The organism is Inquilinus sp. 2KB_23, from assembly GCF_052115705.1.
Classification (GTDB): domain Bacteria; phylum Pseudomonadota; class Alphaproteobacteria; order DSM-16000; family Inquilinaceae; genus Inquilinus; species Inquilinus ginsengisoli_A.
In genome coordinates, this window is the sequence record NZ_JBFRHF010000028.1 from 1 (window position 1) to 19,182 (window position 19,182).

The window sequence follows — 19,182 nt, forward strand, 5'->3', positions numbered from 1 at the left end:
ATCATGTAGGTGGTGATGGCGCGGGTGCGGCTGGAATACTGGATGTCCTTCTGCCGGCTCGACACCTCCATCAGGTCGTCGGGCAGCCGGCCCTTGGCCGACCACAGATCGACCTGGAAGGTCAGGGTGTCGCGCCGCGGCTCGGTCGACAGCACATAGGACAGGGGGGTGTTGGAGACCACGCCGCCGTCCCAGTAGTGCTCGCCGTCGATCTCGATGGCGGGGAAGCCGGGCGGCAGGGCGCCGGAGGCCATGAAATGCTCCGGCCCCAGGCGGCGCTCAGTCGTGTCGAAATAGGTGAAGTTGCCGCTGCGGACATTGACCGCGCCGACGCTGACCCGCATCTCGCCGGAGTTCAGCCGGTCGAAGTCGATCAGCCGCTCCAGCGTGTCGCGCAGCGGCGCGGTGTCGTAGAAGCTGGTGGCGGCGTCGCCGGCGAAGGGCGAGAGGTAGGGCGGCGGGAAGCGCGGCTTGAAGAAGCCGGGCTGGCCCTGGAACAGCGCCCGCAGCGCCGCCGCGGTGTTGTGGGCCGACCGCAGGTCGAAGGCGAAGGGCAGGTTTTCGGCCAGGCCGCCGGTGGCCGGCCATTCCACCGGCACGGCGCAGATCGTCTCCCAGAACTCGCGCAGGCGGTCGACCCGCTGGGATTCGGGCGATCCGGCGATGACCGCGGTGTTGAGCGCGCCGATCGAGATGCCAGCCAGCCAGGTCGGCCGGATGCCGGCCTCGTGCAGCCCCTCATAGACCCCGGCCTGATAGGCGCCCAGGGCACCGCCGCCCTGCAGCACCAGCGCCACCACGTCATAGGCCGGCAGGCCGACCTGCCCCGGCGCGCTCCGGGCCTGCTTCTGCTTCACGCCTCGCATCGAGACAGTCTCCTCGCGGCCGGATGATCTCCGGCCCCATCCTAAAGAATCGGCCGTGTCAGGCCAGGTAGTCGTGCACCACGGTGCCGAGGCCGAGCGTCAAATCGGCGACCAGATGCTTCGCCGACAGCACCTCCAGCACCGGCAACTCGGCGATCGGCGCCAGCGCGTGCGGGTACAGGTTGAGGGCGGCGGGGCCGGTCCAGGCACCCTTCACGGTGATGTCCTCGAGATAGTACTTCACCAGCTCGCAGATCCGCGCGGTGCCGTCGACATGCGGGATGATCTTGAGCAGGAAGTTCGGCGCGCCCAGGCCCTTGGTCTCCGCCGCGAGGTCCAGGGTGCGGTGCTTGTAGCCCATGGTGCCGGTGGCGATGCGGATCGACCCGTAGTTCAGGGTGCCGACCAGCGTGTCGGTCTCGACCGCCAGGGTCGGCTGTGCCAGCTTCTTGGGGAAGCCCCACAGCTCGCGCCCGCCGGCGATCGGCGGATGGTCGTTCAGGAACATCTGGTGGGTGTAGCCGCCGAGCTGGCCCTGATAGCGCACCGGGATGACCTGGCCGCTTTCGGTGTAGTCGCCGAAGCCGGTCGAATCCGGCATGCGGATGAACTCGTAGTTCACCACCGGCTCGACGATCTCCAGCGGCTCCGGCACCACCCGGCGCAGGGCCTCGGGGTCGGTGCGGTAGCGGATGATGAAGTACTGGCGGTTGACGAAACGGTACGGCCCGGGAGGGAAGGCCGGGCTGGTCAGCGGCATGGCGAAGGCGGTCTTCCGCACGGTCTCACGATCCATCGTGGTCGGTTCCTCGGTTCGTTGTGCGCCGCACAAAATGAGCCGAGCGGACCGGTGCGGGAAGCGGAAAGCGTGGCGTTAAGGAAATTTCACGCGGCAGGTCATGGTCAATGGCCCTGGCCTGCGACCACTGATCCCCCAGCGACCGAATGCCTCCCCCCTGCGGTCAGGAATAGAAGCCTCGTTGACTTGCATACGCCATCGCGGCGTAACATATCGGAAATAGGAGGGGCCTGAACCACCGTCCAGCTTTTAACAGAGGAGCGAGATATGGCTGTTGCAGAGCGTATGGAAGCGCTTCGGACAAAGCATGCCGCCCTGGATCGTAACCTGGAAGACGCGATCCATCGACCGCTACCCGACGAGATCGAGGTTCTGCGGCTCAAGAAGGAAAAGCTGAGACTGAAGGACGAGATGGCGCGGTTGCACCACGCCTGACGAAGAGATCCCAGGGATCTCCTGATTCTCAAAGGCGGCGCTGGGGGGCGCCGCCTTTGTCGTTTCGGATCCCGAGTCGGCCCCCTGGGCAGATCCCGTTCCGACGGACCCGGCGGAACGGTGCCTCTACCCGCCAGATCAGGCTAATCTTCGCGGCCGTCCTCGGACTCGTCGTCGCCGTAGGAGACGGTCGGCGTCGGGACCGCGCCCGGCGGCAGGTGGGCGCGGGCCTTGGTCAGGGCGGCGTCCAGCTCCAGATAGGTGCACAGTCCCACCATCACCGGGCTGCGCGGCTTCAGGTTCGGCGAATTCCAATGCGACTTGTCGCGGATCGCCTGGATGGTCGGCTTGGTGGTGCCGATCAGCTTGCAGATCTGGGCATCCGACAGCTCGGGATGCTCCTTCAGCAGATAGGCGATGGCGTCCGGCTTGTCGCCGCGCTTGGTCACCGGGGTGTAGCGCGGGCCCTTGGAACGGGCGACCGGCATCGGGATGTCGGCGATGGCCATGCGCAGCCGGGCGTTCGGGTCGGCCTGGCAGCGCTCGATCTCGGCCTGGGTCAGCTGGCCGCTGGTCAGCGGGTCCAGCCCGACCATGCCGATCGCGACCTCGCCGTCGGCGATCGCCCGGATCTCCAGCTCGTGCAGGCCGCAGAAGGCGGCGATCTGGTCGAAGCTCAGCGACGTGTTCTCAACGAGCCAGACGGCGGTCGCCTTCGGCATCAGGGGTTGTTTGTTCATCGCCCGTGTTCTCCTCTGCGCAAAGCGATCCCGCCGCGACCGGCCGAGGCGGCCGACCTGTCCTCTCGCACTCGGACGTAAGGGAGGGGAGCGGGGTCGGCGCGGCGCCGCCCACTGTGCTCGACCTAGGGATGATGCGCGCCCAAGTCAAGCAAGGAGTACGATCTTGCCGACATGCGTGCTGCTTTCCATCAGCGCATGGGCCTCCGCCGCCCGGGCCAGCGGGAAGGTGGCGTGCACCAGCGGCCGGATCCGCCCGGCCTCGATCAGCGGCCAAACCTCGGCCAGCAAGGCCGCCGCGATGGCGCCCTTTTCGGCCACGCTGCGCGGCCGCAGGGTCGATCCGGTCAGGGTCAGGCGCTTGACCATCACCTTCTGCAGGTCGAGCTCGACCTTCGCCCCCTTCTGGAAGGCGATGCTGACCTGCCGGCCGTCGACCGCCAGCACGTCGATGTTGCGGGCGATGTAGTCGCCGCCGACCATGTCCAGGATCAGGTCGACGCCGCGGCCGCCGGTGGCCTGCTTGATCTCGGCGACGAAATCCTGGGTGCGGTAGTCGATGGCGACATCGGCGCCGAGGTCGAGGCAGGCCCGGCACTTCTCGGCGCTGCCGGCGGTGACGAAGACGATGGCGCCCCAGGCCTTGGCCAGCTGGATCGCGGTGGTGCCGATGCCGCTCGACCCGCCATGCACCAGGAAGCGCTCGCCGGTCTGCAGCCGGCCGCGCTCGAACACGTTGGTCCAGACGGTGAAGAAGGTCTCGGGCAGCGCCGCCGCCTCGGTCATCGTCAGGCCCTGCGGCACCGGCAGGCATTGCGGTGCCGGGGCGACGCAGTATTCGGCATAGCCGCCGCCCGCGACCAGGGCGCAGACCGTGTCGCCGACCGACCAGCCGGTCACGCCGGACCCGACCGCGGCGACGTGGCCGGCGACCTCCAGCCCCGGCAGCGGGCTGGCGCCCGGCGGCGGGTTGTAATGGCCGCGGCGCTGCAGCACGTCGGGCCGGTTCACCCCGGCGGCGGCGACCTTGATCAGGACCTCGCCGGCGCCCGGCACCGGCACGGGCAGCGGCACGGGCTTCAGCACCTCCGGCCCGCCGGGGGTCTCGATCGCGATCGCGGTCATGGTCTGGGGCAGGGCGCTCGTCATCGGCTTGGCTTCCGGCTGCGGGGGTGGGCGCGTGCGGATCATGACCAAGCGGGTCATGACCGCGGGGATCATGACCGAAATGTCACGCGGTCGTAATCCGGTCGTCGCATGGCGCGGCCTAAGGTCGCCCGTCGACTCTGGTGCGAAGCCCGGGGCGCGCGACTGCGCTCCAGGCTTGCCGATCCTCGCGCCGCCCGCGAGGATTGTCCATCCGCTGCCTGAGAGCGTGGCCGAAGGAGATGGCGATGGACCCGGAAGACCTCGAACCCCGCAACCGCAAGGCGCCGCTGAAGCCGCTCGACGCGCTGTCGGTCGCCGATCTCGAAGCCTATGTTGCCGAGCTGGAGGCCGAGATCGCCCGCGCCCGCGGCGTGATCGCCGGCAAGCAAAGCCACAAATCGGTGGCGGACTCGCTGTTCAAGCGCTGAACCGCCCCCCACCCCCACGACACCCCTGCAAGCGTAAGGAACGGACCCCATGTTGAAGGGCAAGGTTGCGATCGTCACCGGATCGACCAGCGGCATTGGCCTGGGCATCGCCAAGGTGCTGTCCGGCCAGGGCGCGGACATCGTGCTGAACGGCTTCGGCGATGCCGGCGAGATCGAGGCGATCCGCGCCGGGATCGAGCGCGAGCATGGCGTGCGCGCGGTCTATGACGGCGCCGACATGTCGAAGGGCGACGCGGTGCGCGGCCTGGTCGCCGCGACGGTCAAGAAGCTCGGCCGGGTCGACATCCTGGTGAACAACGCCGGCATCCAGTTCACCGCCCCGGTCGAGGAGTTCCCGGCCGAGAAGTGGGACGCGATCCTGGCGATCAACCTGTCGGCGGCGTTCCACGGCATCGCCGCGGCGATCCCTGAGATGAAGCGGCAGGGCTGGGGCCGGATCATCAACATCGCCTCGGCGCATGGCCTGGTGGCCTCGACCCACAAGGCGGCCTATGTCGCGGCCAAGCACGGGCTGGTCGGGCTGACCAAGGTGGTGGGGCTGGAGAATGCCGGCAACGGCATCACCTGCAACGCGGTCTGCCCCGGCTGGGTGCTGACGCCGCTGGTCGAGAAGCAGATCGCCGCGATCGCCGCGGACAAGAAGATCAGCCAGGACGACGCGACCAAGCAGCTGCTGGGCGAGAAGCAGCCCTCGATGACCTTCGTGACGCCGGAGCAGCTGGGCGCCACCGTCGCCTTCCTGTGCTCGCCGGCCGCCGACCAGATCACCGGCACCGCCATCTCCGTCGATGGCGGCTGGACCGCGCAGTAGGAGAGGTGGCCTCGGCCGATCGAGCCTCGCCCTCAGAACGCGGTCAGGCCGGCGACGTCGCGGCCGAAGGCCGATTGCGGCTCCGACGCCGGGAAGTTCTCCGCCCGCTCGCGCCGGGCGACGCAGCCGGCGACATCGGCGGCGATCGCGGTCCAGGCCGCGCCGCGCTTCAGCGAGGCCAGGAAGCACTGGTCGTAATAGGTGTAGCGGTCGCCGGCGCCGCAGCCGAAGGATGGCCGGTCGGCCCGCGCCGCGGTCAGCACGATGCGGTCCGGCGTGGTCAGCGCCGGCGTGTCGGTGTAGAGGCCGGAATAGCAGCCGGAGGTGACCAGCACGGTCGGCCGCCTGGCACACGCCTCAGCCAGCAGGCCGGCGAGCCAGGCGGGCGGGATCACCGCATCGTCGCGGGCCGAGACCAGCCCGTAGCCATGGGCGCCGTGCGAGGTGATATAGACGAAGCATCCGGTGGTGGCCGGGCCGGCCAGCCGGGCCATCTGCGCCTCGAAATTGGTCCCGGTCATGACAGCCCCGGGCCGCCGGGCGTCGGCCTTCAGCACGGCGATGTCGGCGGCAGGGATGCCGAAGGACCGCAGCTTGCGCTGCAGCGCGTCGACGCCGTTGTCGAACACCGGCTCGGCGTCGTCGCCCGCCACCAGCAGCGCCTTCCAGCGCAGCGGCGCGTCGGCGGTCGCGGCGGCCGGGGGCGGGGAGGGCGTGGCGGCCTGGCTGGCGCAGCCGGACAGCAGCGCCAGCAGGGTCAGGCCGGCGATGCGCAGCGGCGATGTCATTCCAGCCCTCCAGACCATGGCCATCCCCCTCCGTCTGTCATGCCACGGCTTGACCGTGGCATCCAGGGGCGGCCAGAGCGGCTCTTTGTGGCCCCTGGATTGCCCGGTCAAGCCGGGCAATGACAGGAAGAAGGGGACGGAGCTGACCTTACCAGACGCCGGTGTTTGGCATCGACGCCCAGGGCTCGGCGGCCGGCTTCGATCCGCCCTTCTGCAGGATCTCGATCGAGATGTTGTCGGGCGAGCGGATGAAGGCCATATGGCCGTCGCGCGGCGGCCGGTTGATGGTGACGCCGGCCTTCTGGACGCGGTCGCAGAATTCGTAGATGTCGTCGACCTCATAGGCCAGGTGGCCGAAGTTGCGGCCGCCGGTGTAGGTCTCCGGGTCCCAGTTGTAGGTCAGCTCGACCGGTGCGTCCTCCTGGCCCGGGGGCGCGAGGAAGATCAGGGTGAAGCGGCCCTTCTCGTTCTCGATGCGGCGGGTCTCCTTCAGGCCCAGCAGGTCGCGATAGAAGTGCAGCGACTGCTCCAGGTCGGTGACGCGGACCATGGTGTGCAGATATTTCATCCCATTCCTCCCGGGAAACGACGGATTCGGCGATATGACAGGTCTGGACTTCGGGTCGACGTGATCCGGCCATGGGCTGGCGCGCAGCCGCTGGGGATGGCCGGAGTCGTGACCGCGATACAATTGTCGCACGGAACAAGTCTGACAAGTGACATCGATGTGACCGCGGGCCGCGGGCCTCAGCTGCCGTGCTTCGCCTCGAGATAGGCGAGGTAGGGCGCGGGGTCGAGGCCGCCGCCGGTGGCGGCCCGCAGGATCTCCTCCGGCAGGCGCGAGCGGCCATGGCGGTGCACCGCCTGGTTCAGCCACAGCCGCAACGGGGTATAGTCGCCGGCCTCCAGCCCGCCCGCGACCGCGGGATCCCGCTCCGCCACCGCGAACAGCTGCGACGCCATCACATTGCCCAGGGTGTAGGTCGGGAACGACCCGACATAGCCGGTCGACCAGTGGATGTCCTGCAGCACGCCGCGGGCATCGTCCGGCACCTCCAGGCCCAAATCGTCGCGCATCCGCCCGGCCCAGGCGGCGGGCAGGTCGGCCACGGTCAGGTCGCCGGCGATCACCGCCGCCTCCAGCTCGACGCGCAGCATGATGTGCAGGTCGTAGGTCAGCTCGTCGGCCTCGACCCGGATCAGGCCGGGCCGCACCAGGTTGACCGCGCGCCAGAACTCCTCGGCCGAGACGTCGGCCAGCTGCTGCGGGAAGGCGTCGCGCAGCAGCGGGAAATGCAGGTCCCAGAAGCGGCGGGACCGGCCGACCCGGTTCTCCAGCAGCCGCGACTGGGATTCGTGCAGGCCGAAGCTGGCGCCGCCGACGGCGTAGAGGTTGACGATGTCGGTCGCCAGCACCGACCGGCCGAGCTCCGGGTCGATGCCCTGCTCGTACAGGCCGTGCCCGGCCTCGTGCAGCGCGGCGAACAGGCCGGCGGGCAGGAAGTTCGGCCGGTAGCGCGAGGTGATGCGGACATCGCCGCGGGTGAACGAAATCTCGAACGGGTGCACCGCTTCGTCCAGCCGGCCGCGGCCGTAGTCGAAGCCGACCAGCTCGGTCAGGGTCCGGGCGAAGGCCTTCTGCCGGTCGACGGGATAGTCGCGCTCGAGGAAGTCGCGCCGCGGTGCCGGCCGGGCCTGGGCCCGGGCGATCAGCGGCACCAGGCGGCTGCGCAGCGCGGCGAACAGGGGGCGCAGCCGGCCCAGCGTCATGCCGGGCTCGTACTGCGCCACCAGCGCGTCATAGGGGTGCTCGGCCCAGCCCAGCGCGTCGGCGACGCGGCGCTGCAGGGCGAAGCTGCGCTCCAGATAGGGCCGGAAGGCCGGGAAGTCGGACCGGGCCCGCGCCGCCACCCAGGCGGCCTGCGCCTCGGTCTTCAAAAGTGCGGCCTCATGCAGCAGCGGCTCGGGGATGCGGTCCAGCGCGGCCAGCCCCTCCTGCATCGCCGCCACGGCGCGGCGGCGCCGGCTGTCCTCCGGCTCGGCCGCGACCTCGTCCCAGGCCGCGGCCAGGGCATCGCGCATCGCCGGGCCGGTCACGATCCCCCGGGCCAGCGAGGTCAGGGTGGCGATCTGCTGGCCGCGCGAGGCGGTGCCGCCGGCCGGCATCTGGGTGCGGGCGTCCCAGGTCAGCAGGTTGACGGCGTTCAGCACGTCGTTCACCCGGCCGGATTCCGCGACGAAACGGTCATAGCCCATGGGCGGGGATCTCCTGTCGGTTCGGCGCCGCGGCCGGCGCCGCCTGGTCCAGCAGATGGCAGGCGGCGGTGCCGGTCGCGGTCGGGCGCGGCAGCGGCGCTTCGCGGCGGCAGCGGTCGAAGGCGTAAGGGCAGCGCGGATGGAAGGTGCAGCCGCTGGGCAGGTTCACCGGGCTGGGCAGCTCGCCCTTCGCGGCGGGGACGCGGTGCCGCTTGGTGGGGTCGAGGTCGGGGGCGGCGGCCAGCAGCGCCTGGGTGTAGGGGTGCTGCGGCGCCGCGAACAGCGCCTCGGTCTCCGCCGTCTCGACGATGCTGCCGAGATACATCACCGCCACCCGGTGCGAGAGGTGGCGGACCAGCCGCAGGTCATGCGCCACGAACAGGATGGTCAGGCCCAGCCGCTGCTGCAGCTCCAGCAGCAGGTTCACCACCTGGGCCTGGACCGAGACGTCGAGGGCCGAGACCAGCTCGTCCGCGATCAGGCATTCCGGCTCGACCGACAGGGCGCGGGCGATGCCGATGCGCTGGCGCTGGCCGCCGGAGAACTCATGGGGATAGCGGTCGGCCGCCTCGGGCGGCAGCCGTACCAGCTCCATCAGCTCGGCGATGCGGTCCGGGATCCCGGCCTTCGGGCGCATGCGGTGGACGGTCAGCGCCTCGGCCAGGGTCTGGCGCACCGTCATGCGCGGGTTCAGTGACCCGCGCGGGTCCTGGAACACCATCTGGACGCGGCGGTTGAAGGCGCGGCGGTCGCTTCCGGCCAATGTCCGGATGTCGACGCCGTCATAGCGCAGCGTGCCCTCGTCGGCCTCGATCAGCCGGACGATGCAGCGGGCGAGGGTGGATTTGCCGCTGCCGGATTCGCCGACGATGCCCAGGGTCTCGCCGCGCCGCACCGACAGGTCGACGCCGTTCAGCGCATGCACCGCCGGGTGGGGCTTGCGGCGCAGCGTGTCGCCGATCGTCCGGTCCATCCGGAAGCGCTTGGTCAGGCCGGAGACTTCCAGCAGCGGCGCGGTCATGCGGCCCCCCGGGCCGCGGAAACGCGGTCGGTCTCGAAACAGGCGACGGCGGCATCATGGCCCGCTGCGGTCAGCACGGGCAGCTCCGCCCGGCAATACGGCGTGGCGAAGGCGCAGCGCGGGGCGAAGGCGCAGCCGGGCGGCCGGTCGGTCAGCGACGGCGGCGATCCCTCGATCGACTGCAGCGGCTGGCGGGGACCGTCGCCGCGCGGCACCGAATTCAGCAGGCCCAGCGTATAGGCGTGGCGGGGCTGCCGGAACACATCCGCCACCGGCCCGGTCTCGACCACCCGCCCGGCATACATCACCGCCATGCGGTCGCAGCTCTGCGCCACCACGCCGAGGTCGTGGGTCACCAGGATCACGCTCATCCCCAGCCGGTCGCGCAGCTGCAGCAGCAGGGTCAGGATCTGGTCCTGGATGGTGACATCCAGCGCCGTGGTCGGCTCGTCCGCCAGCAGCAGTTGGGGCTCCGAGGCCAGGGCGATGGCGATCATCGCCCGCTGGCGCATGCCGCCGGAGAACTGGTGGGGGTAGTCGTCGAGGCGCTTGGCGGCGGCGGGAATGCCGACAAGGTCCAGCAGTTCGCGCGCCCGGTCGTGCCGCGCCCGGCGGCCCAGCTGGGTGTGCGCCCGCAGGCTCTCGTCGATCTGCAGCCCGATCGGCAGCACCGGGTTCAGCGCCGTCATCGGCTCCTGGAAGATGGTCGCGATCTCGCCGCCGCGCACCCGGCGCAGCGCCGCGGGCGGCAGGGTCAGCAGGTCGCGGCCCTGCCACAGCACCTGACCGGCGATCCGCACCGGCGGCCGCACCAGCCCGAGGATGGCGCGCAGGGTGACGCTCTTGCCCGACCCGGATTCGCCGACCAGCCCCAGCACCTCGCCGGCGCGCAGGTCGAGGTCGACGCCGGCCACGGCCGCGGCCTCGCCCCGTGACGTCGGGAAGCTCGCGGTCAGGCCGCGGATCGAGAGGACGGTGTCGGTCATGTCTCGGGCCGCAGCAGGTCGGCCACGCCGTCGCCCAGCAGGCTGAAGCCGAAGCCGGTGATCACGATGGCGACGCCGGGGAAGATGGTGATCCACCAGGCCTGGGACATGAAGTTCTTACCGTCGGCGATCAACAGGCCCCATTCGGCGGCGGGCGGCTGGGCGCCGAGGCCGAGATAGCCCAGGCTGGCGCCGAGCAGGATCGCCAGCGCCATGTCGGTCATCCAGTAGACCAGCACCGGCGAGACCGCGTTGGGCAGCAGGTGGCGCAGGATGATGCGGGCGTCGCCATAGCCCATGACCCGGCCGGCGGCGGCGTAGTCCAGCCGGTTCTGCACCTTGATCTCGGCGGCGATCAGCCGGGCGTAGAACACCCAGCCGACGGCGCTGACCGCGATGTACATGTTGAGCAGCCCGGGGCCCAGCACGGCGACGATGGCGATCACCAGCACCAGGAAGGGGAAGGTGATGACCACGTCGACGATGCGGCCGAAGATCGGTTCCCAGATCCCGCCGTAATAGCCGACCAGCGCCCCGGCCGCGGTGCCGAACACCACCGGGAACAGGGTGGCGAACAGCGCGATCTGCATGTCGATGCGGTAGGCCCAGATCACCCGGCTCAGGATGTCGCGGCCGAAATTGTCGGTGCCGAAGGGATGGGCCCAGCTCGGCGGCTTCAGCAGGGCGCGGTAGTCGAAGGCGGTGGGGTCGTAGGGCGCGATCAGGGCGGGCGCGATCGCCAGAGCCAAGCTGAGGCCGAGGATCACGATCCCGGCCAGCAGCGCCGGCGAGATCCGCTTGCGGGACCGGGTCGGGGCGAGGCCGAGCGCGGTCATGCCTTCACCCGGGGGTCGAGCGCGGCCTGCACCAGGTCGGTGGCCAGGAACACCAGCGACACCAGCACGGCCATGGCCATGGTCAGGCCCTGCACCACGGGATAGTCGCGGCCGTAGATGCTGTCGATCATCAGCCGCCCGGCGCCGGGAATGGCGAACACCGTCTCGGTGATCACCGCGCCGCCGATCAGGGTGCCGACCGACAGGCCGAACAGGGTGACGGTCGAGATCAGGGCGTTGCGCAGCACGTGGCGGCCCAGCACCAGCCGGGCCGCCAGGCCTTTGGACCGGGCGAAATCGACATACTCCGCGCCCAGCACCTCGATGATCGAGGCGCGCAGGTTGCGCATCAGCACGGCGGACAGGCTCAGCGCCAGGGTCAGCGCCGGCAGGAACAGGTGCCAGGCGCGGTCGGCCCAGCTGTCGCCGTAGCCGCCGACCGGGAACCAGCGCAGCTGCGCCGCGAACACGGTCAGCAGCACCAGGCCGAGATAGAAGATCGGCATCGACAGCCCGATCTGGAAGGCGCCGCGGATCGCGGTGTCGGCCGAACGGCCGCGCCGCATCGCCGCGACGAAGGCCAGCGGCACCGCCATCAACACGGCCAGCAGCGCCGCGAAGCCGGTCAGCGCCAGGGTCACCGGCATGCGGTCGAGGATCAGCTGCATCACCGGCACCTTGAGATGGATCGAGGTGCCGAGGTCGCCCTGCACGATGCGCTCCAGGAACAGCAGGAACTGCATCGGGATCGACCGGTCGAGGCCGAGCTGGGCGTTCAGCCGCGCGATGTCGGCATCGGTGGCGCGGTCGCCCAGCATGGCGCTGGTCGGGTCGCCCGGCAGCAGCCGCACCAGGACGAAGATCACCAGCAGCACCAGGGCCAGCGTCGGCACCAGCTGGATCAGCCGTTTGGCGACATAGTTCAGGTTCGGCACCGGCCGCGCCTCCGGTCTCGACGGTCAGGGCGGGACGAATTCCGTTCCCTCTCGGTGCCGCCCTTTGGTGTCCCCCCTCCCCTTGCGGGWGGGGGGTAGGGGGAGGGGGCTGTCGATCGAAGAGAGGCAATGCTGCAGGAACGAGGCGTGTCGAGATCCGGCTCCTGTCGGGACAGAGGGCGCCGGACGCGAGAACCCCCTCCCCCTAACCCCCTCCCGCGAGGGGAGGGGGGACTCAGAAATCCGGAAGGATCGGTCCTGAAACAGCCTTGTCGGCTCAACCTATGCACCCGCATCACTTCGCCAGATAGGCGCCGGCGAAGATATTGTTGCCGAGCGGGATCTGGACGAAGCCCTGCACGTTCTTGCGCAGCGCCACCGGATAGGGCGTCTCGTAGAGGTACAAGACCGGGCCGGACGCGGTGTAGATCTTCTGGATCTGGGCGTAGTCCTCGGCCCGCTTCTTGGGATCGCTCTCCTTCTGCGAGGCCTCGAACAGCTTGTCGACCTCGTCGTTCTTCCAGCCCGAATGCAGGGCGTCGATGACCGGCGAATAGGCGAAGTAGGAGGTGATCTCGCTGGGGTCGTTCAGGTCGTCGGTCCAGGCCGCCATCCGCATCGAGAAATTGCCCTTGCGGTAGCGGTCGGTCAGGGTGGCGTTGTCGACCTGGTCGATCTCCAGCTTCACGCCCACCGCCGCCCACATCTGCTGCACCGCGGCGCCGATGCCGAGCTGGTCCTGGTTGCCCGGCAGCGCCATCACGCTGGTGGAGAAGCCGTCGGGATAGCCGGCCTCGGTCAGCAGCTGCTTCGCCTTGGCGGCGTCGACCGGATACAGCGGCGCGTCGCCGGTGTGGTACAGCGTGGTCGACGCCATGTAGGAGGTCTGCGGCTTGCCGATGCCGTGGGTCACGATCTGGATGATCGCATCCTTGTCGATGGCGTAGTTCAGCGCCTGCCGCACCTTCTCCTTCGCCAGCGGGTTGTCGGACCCGTCGGCCAGCTTCGGCCGGACATTGGTGACGATGTACTGGACCCGGGTCGAGGGATAGAGCTGCATCTGCAGGTCCGGATCGGCCTGCAACTCGGCGACGCGGGCATAGGGGATGAACTCGGCGCCGTCCAACTCACCCGACTGCAGCTTCAGGATGCGGGTGGCATCGTCCGGGATGATCTGGAAATCGACCCCGTCGAGATAGGGCAGGGGCTTCCCGTCCTCGCCCTGCTTCCAGTAGTAGGGGTTGCGGACGAGATGCATCGACGACCCGCGCTCCCACTTGTCGAAGGCGAAGGGGCCGGATCCGATCGGGTGTTCGGCGAAGGCATGCGCCTTCTCGTCGTCGGTGGCGCCCGGCGTCGCTTCGAACGCCGCCTTCGGCATGATGCCGGTGTTGAAGGTCGACAGCGCGGCGGTGATCGCCGGGTCGGGATGCTGCAGCTTCAGCACCACCGTCTTCGGGTCCTGCACCACCACCTCGCCGATCGAGGCGACCAAGCTGTTCCAGGCGCCGTTCTTCGGGTTGCGCGCCCGATCCAGCGACCACTTCACATCCTCGGCGGTGATCGGCTTGCCGTCGGAGAACTTGGTGCCCTCGCGCAGGGTCAGCGTCACCGACAGCCCGTCGTCGGACACCGTCCAGGCGGTGGCCAGGCCGGGTTCCACCGAGAGCCCGTCGGCCGAGGGCTGCAGCAGCGTGTCGTAGAGATTGGTCAGGATCCAGATATCGACATTGGCGTCGTTCAGCACCGGGTCGAGGAATAGGCTGTCGGCATAGCGCCCGTACCGCATCTCCCCGCCGCGCTCGACCGCCAGCGCCGCCGCACTCGTGCCAGCCAGCAACACCGCCGCCACTGCCGCTCTCAGCAGCATCCTCATCACGACCTCCGCAGTTTTGTGAAAGCCTCCCGGATCGCCAAGTGTTCTGGCGTTCTAGAACGCTAGCGCCGGGATGCCGACGGTGTCAATCGATCAACTCGTTGCGATAGTGGGAAATCATTGCAAAAAAATGTCGCATCCGGGGATCGGGATTGCTGGTCTTGAGCTGAGTGTGCTAGTCGATTGGAACAGGGAATATCCCATATCGCCATGAAGCTGCACATCGATCGCGAATTGCCGGTGCCTCTCGGGGTCCAGGTCCGAGGCCTGATCGAATACGGCATCGCCTGCGGCGAGCTGTCGCCGGGCGAGCGGCTGCCCTCGGTGCGCGAATTGGCGGACACGCTGAAGGTGGCGCCGATGACGGTGGCCCAGGTCTATCGCGGCCTGCGCGAGGCCGGGCTGATCGAGACCCGCTCAGGCCTGGGCAGCTTCGTCGGTGGCGATCGCGGCCTGGGTGGCCGGCCGCAGGCGCAGATGGCCGATGTCCAGCGCCGGCTCGACCACCTGATCGACGACGCTGCGGCGATCGGCCTGAAGCCCGCCGATTTCGCCGGCATGGTCCAGGCGCGGCTGGCCCGGCGCGAGCAGCGGCGGCGCGCCCGCAGCATCATCATGCTCGGCCTGTTCGCCGACGCCACCCGCGCTTATGCCCGGGCGATCCAGGCCCGGCTGCCCTCCGGCGTGACGGTCGAGCCGCTGACCCTGGACGAGCTGAAGACCAGCGAGCCGGCCTTACAGCGCGTGGCCGAGGCCGAGCTGGTGGTGACCTTCCCCAACCGACAGCGCGAGATCGCCGCTTTGCTGCCGGAAAGCCGGGTGGTGGCGATCCGCTTCATTCCGTCGGAAGAGACTCGGCGGGCGCTGGCCGGGCTGGACCCGATGACCCGGCTGGGCATCGCCTCCCGCTTCCCGGACTTCCTGCCGATCATGAAATCCGGCGTCCAGCGTTTCGCCCCGCATGTGCGCAGCATCGTCGCCGCCGCCCTCGGCACGCCGGCGCTCGACGCGGTGATCGACCAGTCCGATGTCCTCGTCCTGTCCACCGGCGCCGAAAGCGTGCTCCCCCGGCTGCGCCCGGAAGTGCGGGCGATCGAGTACCGCCACAGCCCGGACCCGGTGGATGTCGACCAGCAGATCGTGCCCCTGCTGCAGCCCGGGGCCGCGAACGTCTCAGAACCCAATGCCGCCGAACCGAGCGAGGTCCTGCCGTGAAGATCAGCGAGATGAACTGGAGCCAGGTCGCCGCCTGGCTGGAGCATGACGACCGGTGCGTGCTGCCGCTGGGCAGCACCGAGCAGCATGCGGGCTTGAGCCTGTCGGTCGATAGCATCCTGAGCGAGCGGGTGGCGGTCGAGGCGGCGGAGCCGCTGGGCGTGCCGGTGTTCCCGGCCCTGGCCTACGGCATCACCCCGTATTTCCTGGCCTATCCCGGCACGGTCAGCCTGCGGGTCGAGACCTATGCCAGGCTGGTGCGCGACATCCTCGATAGCCTGTACCGCACCGGCTTCCGCCGCATCCTGCTGGTCAACGGCCATGGCGGCAACCAGCCGGCGCATTCGGTTGCGATCGAGTGGATGACCGAGAACCCGGGCGCCGCAGTGAAGTACCACGCCTGGTGGAACGCGCCGCAGACCTGGGCCAAGGTGCAGGAGATCGACACCGAGGCCTCGCACGCCTCGTGGATGGAGAACTTTCCCTGGACCCGGCTGCCGGGGGTCGACCAGCCGACCCAGCGCAAGCCGATGATCGACTTCGCCCGGATGCGGCTGATGGACCCCGAGGCGCTGAAGGCCTATCTCGGCGACGGCAATTTCGGCGGCCACTACGAGCGGTCGGATGCCGAGATGCTGGCGCTGTGGTCGGTGGCGGTGGCCGAGACCCGCGCCCTGATGGAAGGGCCCTGGGCATGAGCACCGCGACCCCGATCCTGATCTGGGGCGCCGGCGCGATCGGCGGCTCGATCGGCGCGGCGCTGATCCGGCGCGGCGCGGCCGACATCCTGTTCGTCGACCAGGCCGCCGACCATGTCGCCGCGATCAATGAAAGCGGCCTGCGGATCACCGGCCCGCTGGCGGAATACACGGTGGCGGCCCGCGCGGTCACCCCGGATGCGGTGACGGGCGAGTTCGACCAGATCTTCCTGTGCGTCAAGGCGCACCACACCGCCGCGGCGATGGAGGCCGTGGTCCCGCACCTGACACGCTGCGGCCATGTCGTCTCGATGCAGAACGGGCTGAACGAACGGGTGATCGCCGCCCGGATCGGCAAGGCCCGGACCATCGGCAGCTTCGTCAATTTCGGCGCCGACTATCTCGAGCCCGGCGTGATCCTGCATGGCGGCCGCGGCGCGGTCGTGGTCGGCGAGCTGGATGGCGAGCGGACGCCGCGGATCGAGAAGCTGCACCGCCTGCTGCTGGGCTTCGAGCCCAACGCGGTGCTCAGCGACAACATCTGGGGCTATCTCTGGAGCAAGCTGATCTACGGCGCGCTGCTGTTCGGCACGGCTGTGACGCCGGACTCGATCGCCGATGTGCTGGCGTCTCCGCGATACCGGCCGGTGCTGACCCGGCTGGCGTTGGAGGTCGGGGCGGTCGCCGCGGCCGAGAATATCCGGCTGGAGCCGTTCGACGGCTTCGACCCCGCCGCCTTCCGCCCGGGCGCGCCGGCCGAGGCGATCACCCGGTCCTTCGACGACATGGTGGCGCACAACCGCAAATCGGCGAAAAGCCACTCCGGGATCTGGCGCGACCTGGCGGTGCGGCACCGCCCGACCGAGGTCGACGCCCAGCTGGGCCCGGTGGCCGAGGTCGGGGCGCAGCACGGCGTGCCGACCCCGATCACGAGCCGGCTGATCGGCCTGATCCACGACATCGAGGCCGGGCGGCGCGCCATGGCGCTGTCCCTGCTGGACGAGCTGGAAACGGCGCCGGTGTGACCCCGTGGGTTGGGTTCGCTTTCGAACCCAACATCGCGCCGCAAACATCTGATTCCGTTGGGTTCGTCGAGGCGAACCCAACCTACGTCTGAGCTTCGACGGAGACATGCCATGAGCCAGGATTTCGCCGGCCGGACGGTGATCGTGACCGGGGCCGCCCATGGCTTCGGCAGGGCGATCGCGGCCGCCTTCGCCGCCCGGGGCGCGCGGGTCTGGGCCTGCGACCGGCAGGCCGAGGGGCTGGCGGAGACCGCGCCCCTGCTCGGGCCGAACGGGGCGGTGCGCACCGTCGACATCACCGACCGTGCGGCGGTGCAGGCGCTGGTGGCGGAGGCCGAGGCGGCCTCGGCCGACGGCGCGGTCGACGTGCTGGTCAACAATGCCGGCGGCGTGCTGGGCCAGGTCGGCCGGCCGATCGAGGAGATCGACGCCGCGGCCTGGCAGTCGATCTTCGACGTCAACCTGTCCGGCGCCTTCTGGTGCGCCCAGGCGGTGGCGCCGGGCATGAAGCGGCGGGGCGGCGGGCGGATCGTCAACATCTCCAGCGGCGCCGGTCTCGGCGTCAGCCTGACCGGGATCCAGGCCTATGCCAGCGCCAAGGCCGGGCAGATCGGCCTGACCCGCCAGCTGGCGCATGAACTCGGGGCCTGGGGCATCACCGTCAACAACGTCGCGCCCGGCTTCGTCCGCTCCAACCCCACCACCGAACGCCAGTGGGAGGCGATGGGGGAGGCGGGGCAGGCCCGCCTGCTCGGGGCCATCGCGCTGCATCGTCTCGGGACGGTCGACGACATCGCCGCTGCCGTGCTGTTCTTCGCCTCCGAATCGGCCGGCTGGATCTCCGGCCAGGTGCTGAGCGTGGATGGCGGAAAATGAGCGATGTCGAGACCCTGCTGCTGGACCGGTTCGAGCGGCATGTCGAGGAGCTGAAGCAGTACTGCGCGATCCCCAGCGTCAGCACCGATCCCGCCTACAAGCCGGAGATCGAGCGGGCGGCGCGCTTCGTCGCCGACCGCATGGCCCGGGCCGGGCTGGAGCGGGTCGAGATCCTGCCGACCGAGGGCCATCCCGCCGTGGTGGCGGAATGGTGCCACGCCCCCGGCGCACCGACCGTGCTGGTCTACGGCCATTACGACGTGCAGCCGCCCGACCCGGTGGAGCTGTGGACCTCGCCGCCCTTCGAGCCGACCATCCGCGACAACCGGCTCTATGCCCGCGGCGCCTCGGACGACAAGGGACCGTCGCTGATCCCGATCCTGGTGGTCGAGGCCTTCCTGGAAAGCCAGGGCAAGCTGCCGGTGAACCTGAAGTTCCTGTTCGAGGGCGAGGAGGAGTGCGGCAGCGCGCATCTCGAGGCGCTGGTCACGGCCCAGGCCGACCGGCTGGCCGCCGACGTCGTGCTGTCGGCCGACGGCGCGCTGTGGCGGCCCGACCTGCCGACCGTCACCGTCGCCAGCCGGGGCATGCTGGCGATGGAGCTGGAGCTGCATGGCGCCGCCAAGGACCTGCATTCCGGCCGGCACGGCGGCAGCGCGCCCAACCCGCTGCCGGCGCTGGCCCGGCTGCTGGCGACCTTGCATGACGACGCCGGCGAGGTCGCGGTCGCGGAATTCCACGACGGCATCACGCCGCCGGACCCGAAGCTGATCGACGCCATCCGCGCCTCCGGCTTCGACGTCCAAGGCTACTTCAATGCGATCGGCGCCGAACTGCCGCGGCCGCTGCCCTCGGCCGAGGATCTGCTGGTGCGGCAATGGCTGAAGCCGACGCTGGAGCTGAACGGCATCACCGGCGGCTATGGCGGGCCTGGCACCAAGACCGTGATCCCGGCCAAGGCCGGCGCCAAGCTCTCCTGCCGCCTGGTCGCCGGCCAGGACCCGGACCGGGTCTTCGCGGCGATCGAGGCGCATCTGCGCCAGCACGCCCCGGCCGGATACCGGCTGGAGATCCGGCGCCACGGCCCGGGCTCCCAGGCCTTCGCCCTGCCGGCCGACCATCCGGTGCTGGCACTGACCGAAGGGGTGCTGGGCGAGATCTACGGCCAGCCGCCGCTGCGGGTGGCGATGGGCGCGACCATCCCGATCGGCACCATCTTCCGCCGCCGGCTGGGGATCGAGACGGTGTTCTTCAGCTTCTCGACCTCGGACGAGGACTACCATTCGCCGAACGAGTTCTTCCGGCTGGAGCGGTTCCGCGACGGCATGGTCGGCTGGGCCAGGCTGCTGCCACGCATGGCCGGGCAGAGCCCCGGATAGCGATGCGGGTCACGCCCGCGAGAAAATCTCGCCGCAGGGCAT

At 69.9% G+C, this 19,182-nt stretch carries 20 protein-coding genes; 8 read left to right on the forward strand and 12 right to left on the reverse strand.

Annotated features, from left to right (window positions below; genetic code table 11):
* On the reverse strand, positions 1-866 hold an 866-nt coding region (locus AB4112_RS28600), incomplete at its 3' end, for a patatin-like phospholipase family protein (RefSeq protein WP_441724467.1).
* Between the two features lie 58 nt (positions 867-924).
* The gene (locus AB4112_RS28605; RefSeq protein ID WP_441724469.1) at positions 925-1,662 is read right to left on the reverse strand and encodes an acetoacetate decarboxylase; all 738 of its coding nucleotides are present in this window, start codon (positions 1,660-1,662) and stop codon (positions 925-927) included.
* A gap of 270 nt (positions 1,663-1,932) precedes the next feature.
* Between AB4112_RS28605 and AB4112_RS28610 the strand changes: the two genes are divergently transcribed.
* A complete protein-coding gene (locus AB4112_RS28610; protein WP_309800598.1) occupies positions 1,933-2,100 on the forward strand; it encodes a YdcH family protein in 168 nt (55 codons plus the stop codon).
* A 143-nt stretch (positions 2,101-2,243) separates the two neighbouring features.
* Here the strand turns inward: AB4112_RS28610 and AB4112_RS28615 are convergent, their stop codons facing one another.
* Complete coding sequence (locus tag AB4112_RS28615) at positions 2,244-2,840, reverse strand: DUF1013 domain-containing protein (RefSeq protein WP_309800600.1); 597 nt, start codon at positions 2,838-2,840, stop codon at positions 2,244-2,246.
* Between the two features lie 147 nt (positions 2,841-2,987).
* Positions 2,988-3,989, reverse strand: coding sequence for an NAD(P)H-quinone oxidoreductase (locus AB4112_RS28620; RefSeq protein ID WP_441724472.1), 1,002 nt, complete (start codon positions 3,987-3,989; stop codon positions 2,988-2,990).
* 245 nt (positions 3,990-4,234) lie between these two features.
* Between AB4112_RS28620 and AB4112_RS28625 the strand changes: the two genes are divergently transcribed.
* Both AB4112_RS28625 and AB4112_RS28630 read left to right on the forward strand, forming a co-directional pair.
* A complete protein-coding gene (locus AB4112_RS28625) occupies positions 4,235-4,417 on the forward strand; it encodes a DUF1192 domain-containing protein (RefSeq protein WP_309800603.1) in 183 nt (60 codons plus the stop codon).
* Between the two features lie 49 nt (positions 4,418-4,466).
* Complete coding sequence (locus AB4112_RS28630; protein WP_309800605.1) at positions 4,467-5,249, forward strand: 3-hydroxybutyrate dehydrogenase; 783 nt, start codon at positions 4,467-4,469, stop codon at positions 5,247-5,249.
* A 32-nt stretch (positions 5,250-5,281) separates the two neighbouring features.
* On the opposite strand, the gene AB4112_RS28635 is transcribed toward AB4112_RS28630, so the two are convergent.
* From AB4112_RS28635 to AB4112_RS28670, 8 genes are all read right to left on the reverse strand, one after another.
* A complete protein-coding gene (locus AB4112_RS28635) occupies positions 5,282-6,037 on the reverse strand; it encodes a C13 family peptidase (RefSeq protein WP_441724474.1) in 756 nt (251 codons plus the stop codon).
* Between the two features lie 148 nt (positions 6,038-6,185).
* Positions 6,186-6,605, reverse strand: a complete 420-nt coding sequence (locus tag AB4112_RS28640) for a VOC family protein (RefSeq protein ID WP_309794688.1) — start codon at positions 6,603-6,605, stop codon at positions 6,186-6,188.
* A 179-nt stretch (positions 6,606-6,784) separates the two neighbouring features.
* Positions 6,785-8,293, reverse strand: a complete 1,509-nt coding sequence (locus tag AB4112_RS28645; RefSeq protein ID WP_441724476.1) for a carboxypeptidase M32 — start codon at positions 8,291-8,293, stop codon at positions 6,785-6,787.
* Entirely contained in the window at positions 8,283-9,314 is a 1,032-nt protein-coding gene (locus AB4112_RS28650; protein ID WP_441724478.1) for an ABC transporter ATP-binding protein, read from the reverse strand. The genes AB4112_RS28645 and AB4112_RS28650 overlap by 11 nt, the downstream gene beginning before the upstream one ends.
* Positions 9,311-10,300: an ABC transporter ATP-binding protein gene (locus AB4112_RS28655; protein ID WP_309794685.1), complete on the reverse strand. Its 990-nt coding sequence runs from the start codon at positions 10,298-10,300 to the stop codon at positions 9,311-9,313. The genes AB4112_RS28650 and AB4112_RS28655 overlap by 4 nt, the downstream gene beginning before the upstream one ends.
* Entirely contained in the window at positions 10,297-11,136 is an 840-nt protein-coding gene (locus AB4112_RS28660) for an ABC transporter permease (RefSeq protein ID WP_309794684.1), read from the reverse strand. The genes AB4112_RS28655 and AB4112_RS28660 overlap by 4 nt, the downstream gene beginning before the upstream one ends.
* The gene (locus AB4112_RS28665; protein ID WP_441724481.1) at positions 11,133-12,071 is read right to left on the reverse strand and encodes an ABC transporter permease; all 939 of its coding nucleotides are present in this window, start codon (positions 12,069-12,071) and stop codon (positions 11,133-11,135) included. Before AB4112_RS28665 ends, AB4112_RS28660 begins: the two co-directional genes overlap by 4 nt.
* A 295-nt stretch (positions 12,072-12,366) precedes the next feature.
* Entirely contained in the window at positions 12,367-13,947 is a 1,581-nt protein-coding gene (locus AB4112_RS28670) for an ABC transporter substrate-binding protein (protein ID WP_441724483.1), read from the reverse strand.
* A 210-nt stretch (positions 13,948-14,157) separates the two neighbouring features.
* Here AB4112_RS28670 and AB4112_RS28675 point away from each other — a divergent pair, with 210 nt between their 5' ends.
* The 5 genes from AB4112_RS28675 to AB4112_RS28695 all read left to right on the forward strand — a co-directional run bounded on the left by AB4112_RS28675 (position 14,158) and on the right by AB4112_RS28695 (position 19,140).
* A complete protein-coding gene (locus tag AB4112_RS28675; RefSeq protein WP_309794681.1) occupies positions 14,158-15,162 on the forward strand; it encodes a GntR family transcriptional regulator in 1,005 nt (334 codons plus the stop codon).
* The gene (locus tag AB4112_RS28680; protein ID WP_441724485.1) at positions 15,159-15,860 is read left to right on the forward strand and encodes a creatininase family protein; all 702 of its coding nucleotides are present in this window, start codon (positions 15,159-15,161) and stop codon (positions 15,858-15,860) included. Before AB4112_RS28675 ends, AB4112_RS28680 begins: the two co-directional genes overlap by 4 nt.
* Positions 15,857-16,885, forward strand: a complete 1,029-nt coding sequence (locus tag AB4112_RS28685) for a ketopantoate reductase family protein (RefSeq protein WP_309794679.1) — start codon at positions 15,857-15,859, stop codon at positions 16,883-16,885. The genes AB4112_RS28680 and AB4112_RS28685 overlap by 4 nt, the downstream gene beginning before the upstream one ends.
* 111 nt (positions 16,886-16,996) lie before the next feature.
* A complete protein-coding gene (locus tag AB4112_RS28690; RefSeq protein WP_309794678.1) occupies positions 16,997-17,761 on the forward strand; it encodes an SDR family NAD(P)-dependent oxidoreductase in 765 nt (254 codons plus the stop codon).
* Entirely contained in the window at positions 17,758-19,140 is a 1,383-nt protein-coding gene (locus AB4112_RS28695) for a dipeptidase (protein ID WP_441724488.1), read from the forward strand. The genes AB4112_RS28690 and AB4112_RS28695 overlap by 4 nt, the downstream gene beginning before the upstream one ends.
* Positions 19,141-19,182 lie beyond the last annotated feature (42 nt).

Coding starts and splice junctions, on each gene's coding strand:
- AB4112_RS28605 (WP_441724469.1), bottom strand. CDS start 1,662: ATGGATCGTGAGACCGTGCGGAAGACCGCCTTCGCCATGCCGCTGACC.
- AB4112_RS28610 (WP_309800598.1), top strand. CDS start 1,933: ATGGCTGTTGCAGAGCGTATGGAAGCGCTTCGGACAAAGCATGCCGCC.
- AB4112_RS28615 (WP_309800600.1), bottom strand. CDS start 2,840: ATGAACAAACAACCCCTGATGCCGAAGGCGACCGCCGTCTGGCTCGTT.
- AB4112_RS28620 (WP_441724472.1), bottom strand. CDS start 3,989: ATGACGAGCGCCCTGCCCCAGACCATGACCGCGATCGCGATCGAGACC.
- AB4112_RS28625 (WP_309800603.1), top strand. CDS start 4,235: ATGGACCCGGAAGACCTCGAACCCCGCAACCGCAAGGCGCCGCTGAAG.
- AB4112_RS28630 (WP_309800605.1), top strand. CDS start 4,467: ATGTTGAAGGGCAAGGTTGCGATCGTCACCGGATCGACCAGCGGCATT.
- AB4112_RS28635 (WP_441724474.1), bottom strand. CDS start 6,037: ATGACATCGCCGCTGCGCATCGCCGGCCTGACCCTGCTGGCGCTGCTG.
- AB4112_RS28640 (WP_309794688.1), bottom strand. CDS start 6,605: ATGAAATATCTGCACACCATGGTCCGCGTCACCGACCTGGAGCAGTCG.
- AB4112_RS28645 (WP_441724476.1), bottom strand. CDS start 8,293: ATGGGCTATGACCGTTTCGTCGCGGAATCCGGCCGGGTGAACGACGTG.
- AB4112_RS28650 (WP_441724478.1), bottom strand. CDS start 9,314: ATGACCGCGCCGCTGCTGGAAGTCTCCGGCCTGACCAAGCGCTTCCGG.
- AB4112_RS28655 (WP_309794685.1), bottom strand. CDS start 10,300: ATGACCGACACCGTCCTCTCGATCCGCGGCCTGACCGCGAGCTTCCCG.
- AB4112_RS28660 (WP_309794684.1), bottom strand. CDS start 11,136: ATGACCGCGCTCGGCCTCGCCCCGACCCGGTCCCGCAAGCGGATCTCG.
- AB4112_RS28670 (WP_441724483.1), bottom strand. CDS start 13,947: ATGAGGATGCTGCTGAGAGCGGCAGTGGCGGCGGTGTTGCTGGCTGGC.
- AB4112_RS28675 (WP_309794681.1), top strand. CDS start 14,158: ATGAAGCTGCACATCGATCGCGAATTGCCGGTGCCTCTCGGGGTCCAG.
- AB4112_RS28685 (WP_309794679.1), top strand. CDS start 15,857: ATGAGCACCGCGACCCCGATCCTGATCTGGGGCGCCGGCGCGATCGGC.
- AB4112_RS28690 (WP_309794678.1), top strand. CDS start 16,997: ATGAGCCAGGATTTCGCCGGCCGGACGGTGATCGTGACCGGGGCCGCC.
- AB4112_RS28695 (WP_441724488.1), top strand. CDS start 17,758: ATGAGCGATGTCGAGACCCTGCTGCTGGACCGGTTCGAGCGGCATGTC.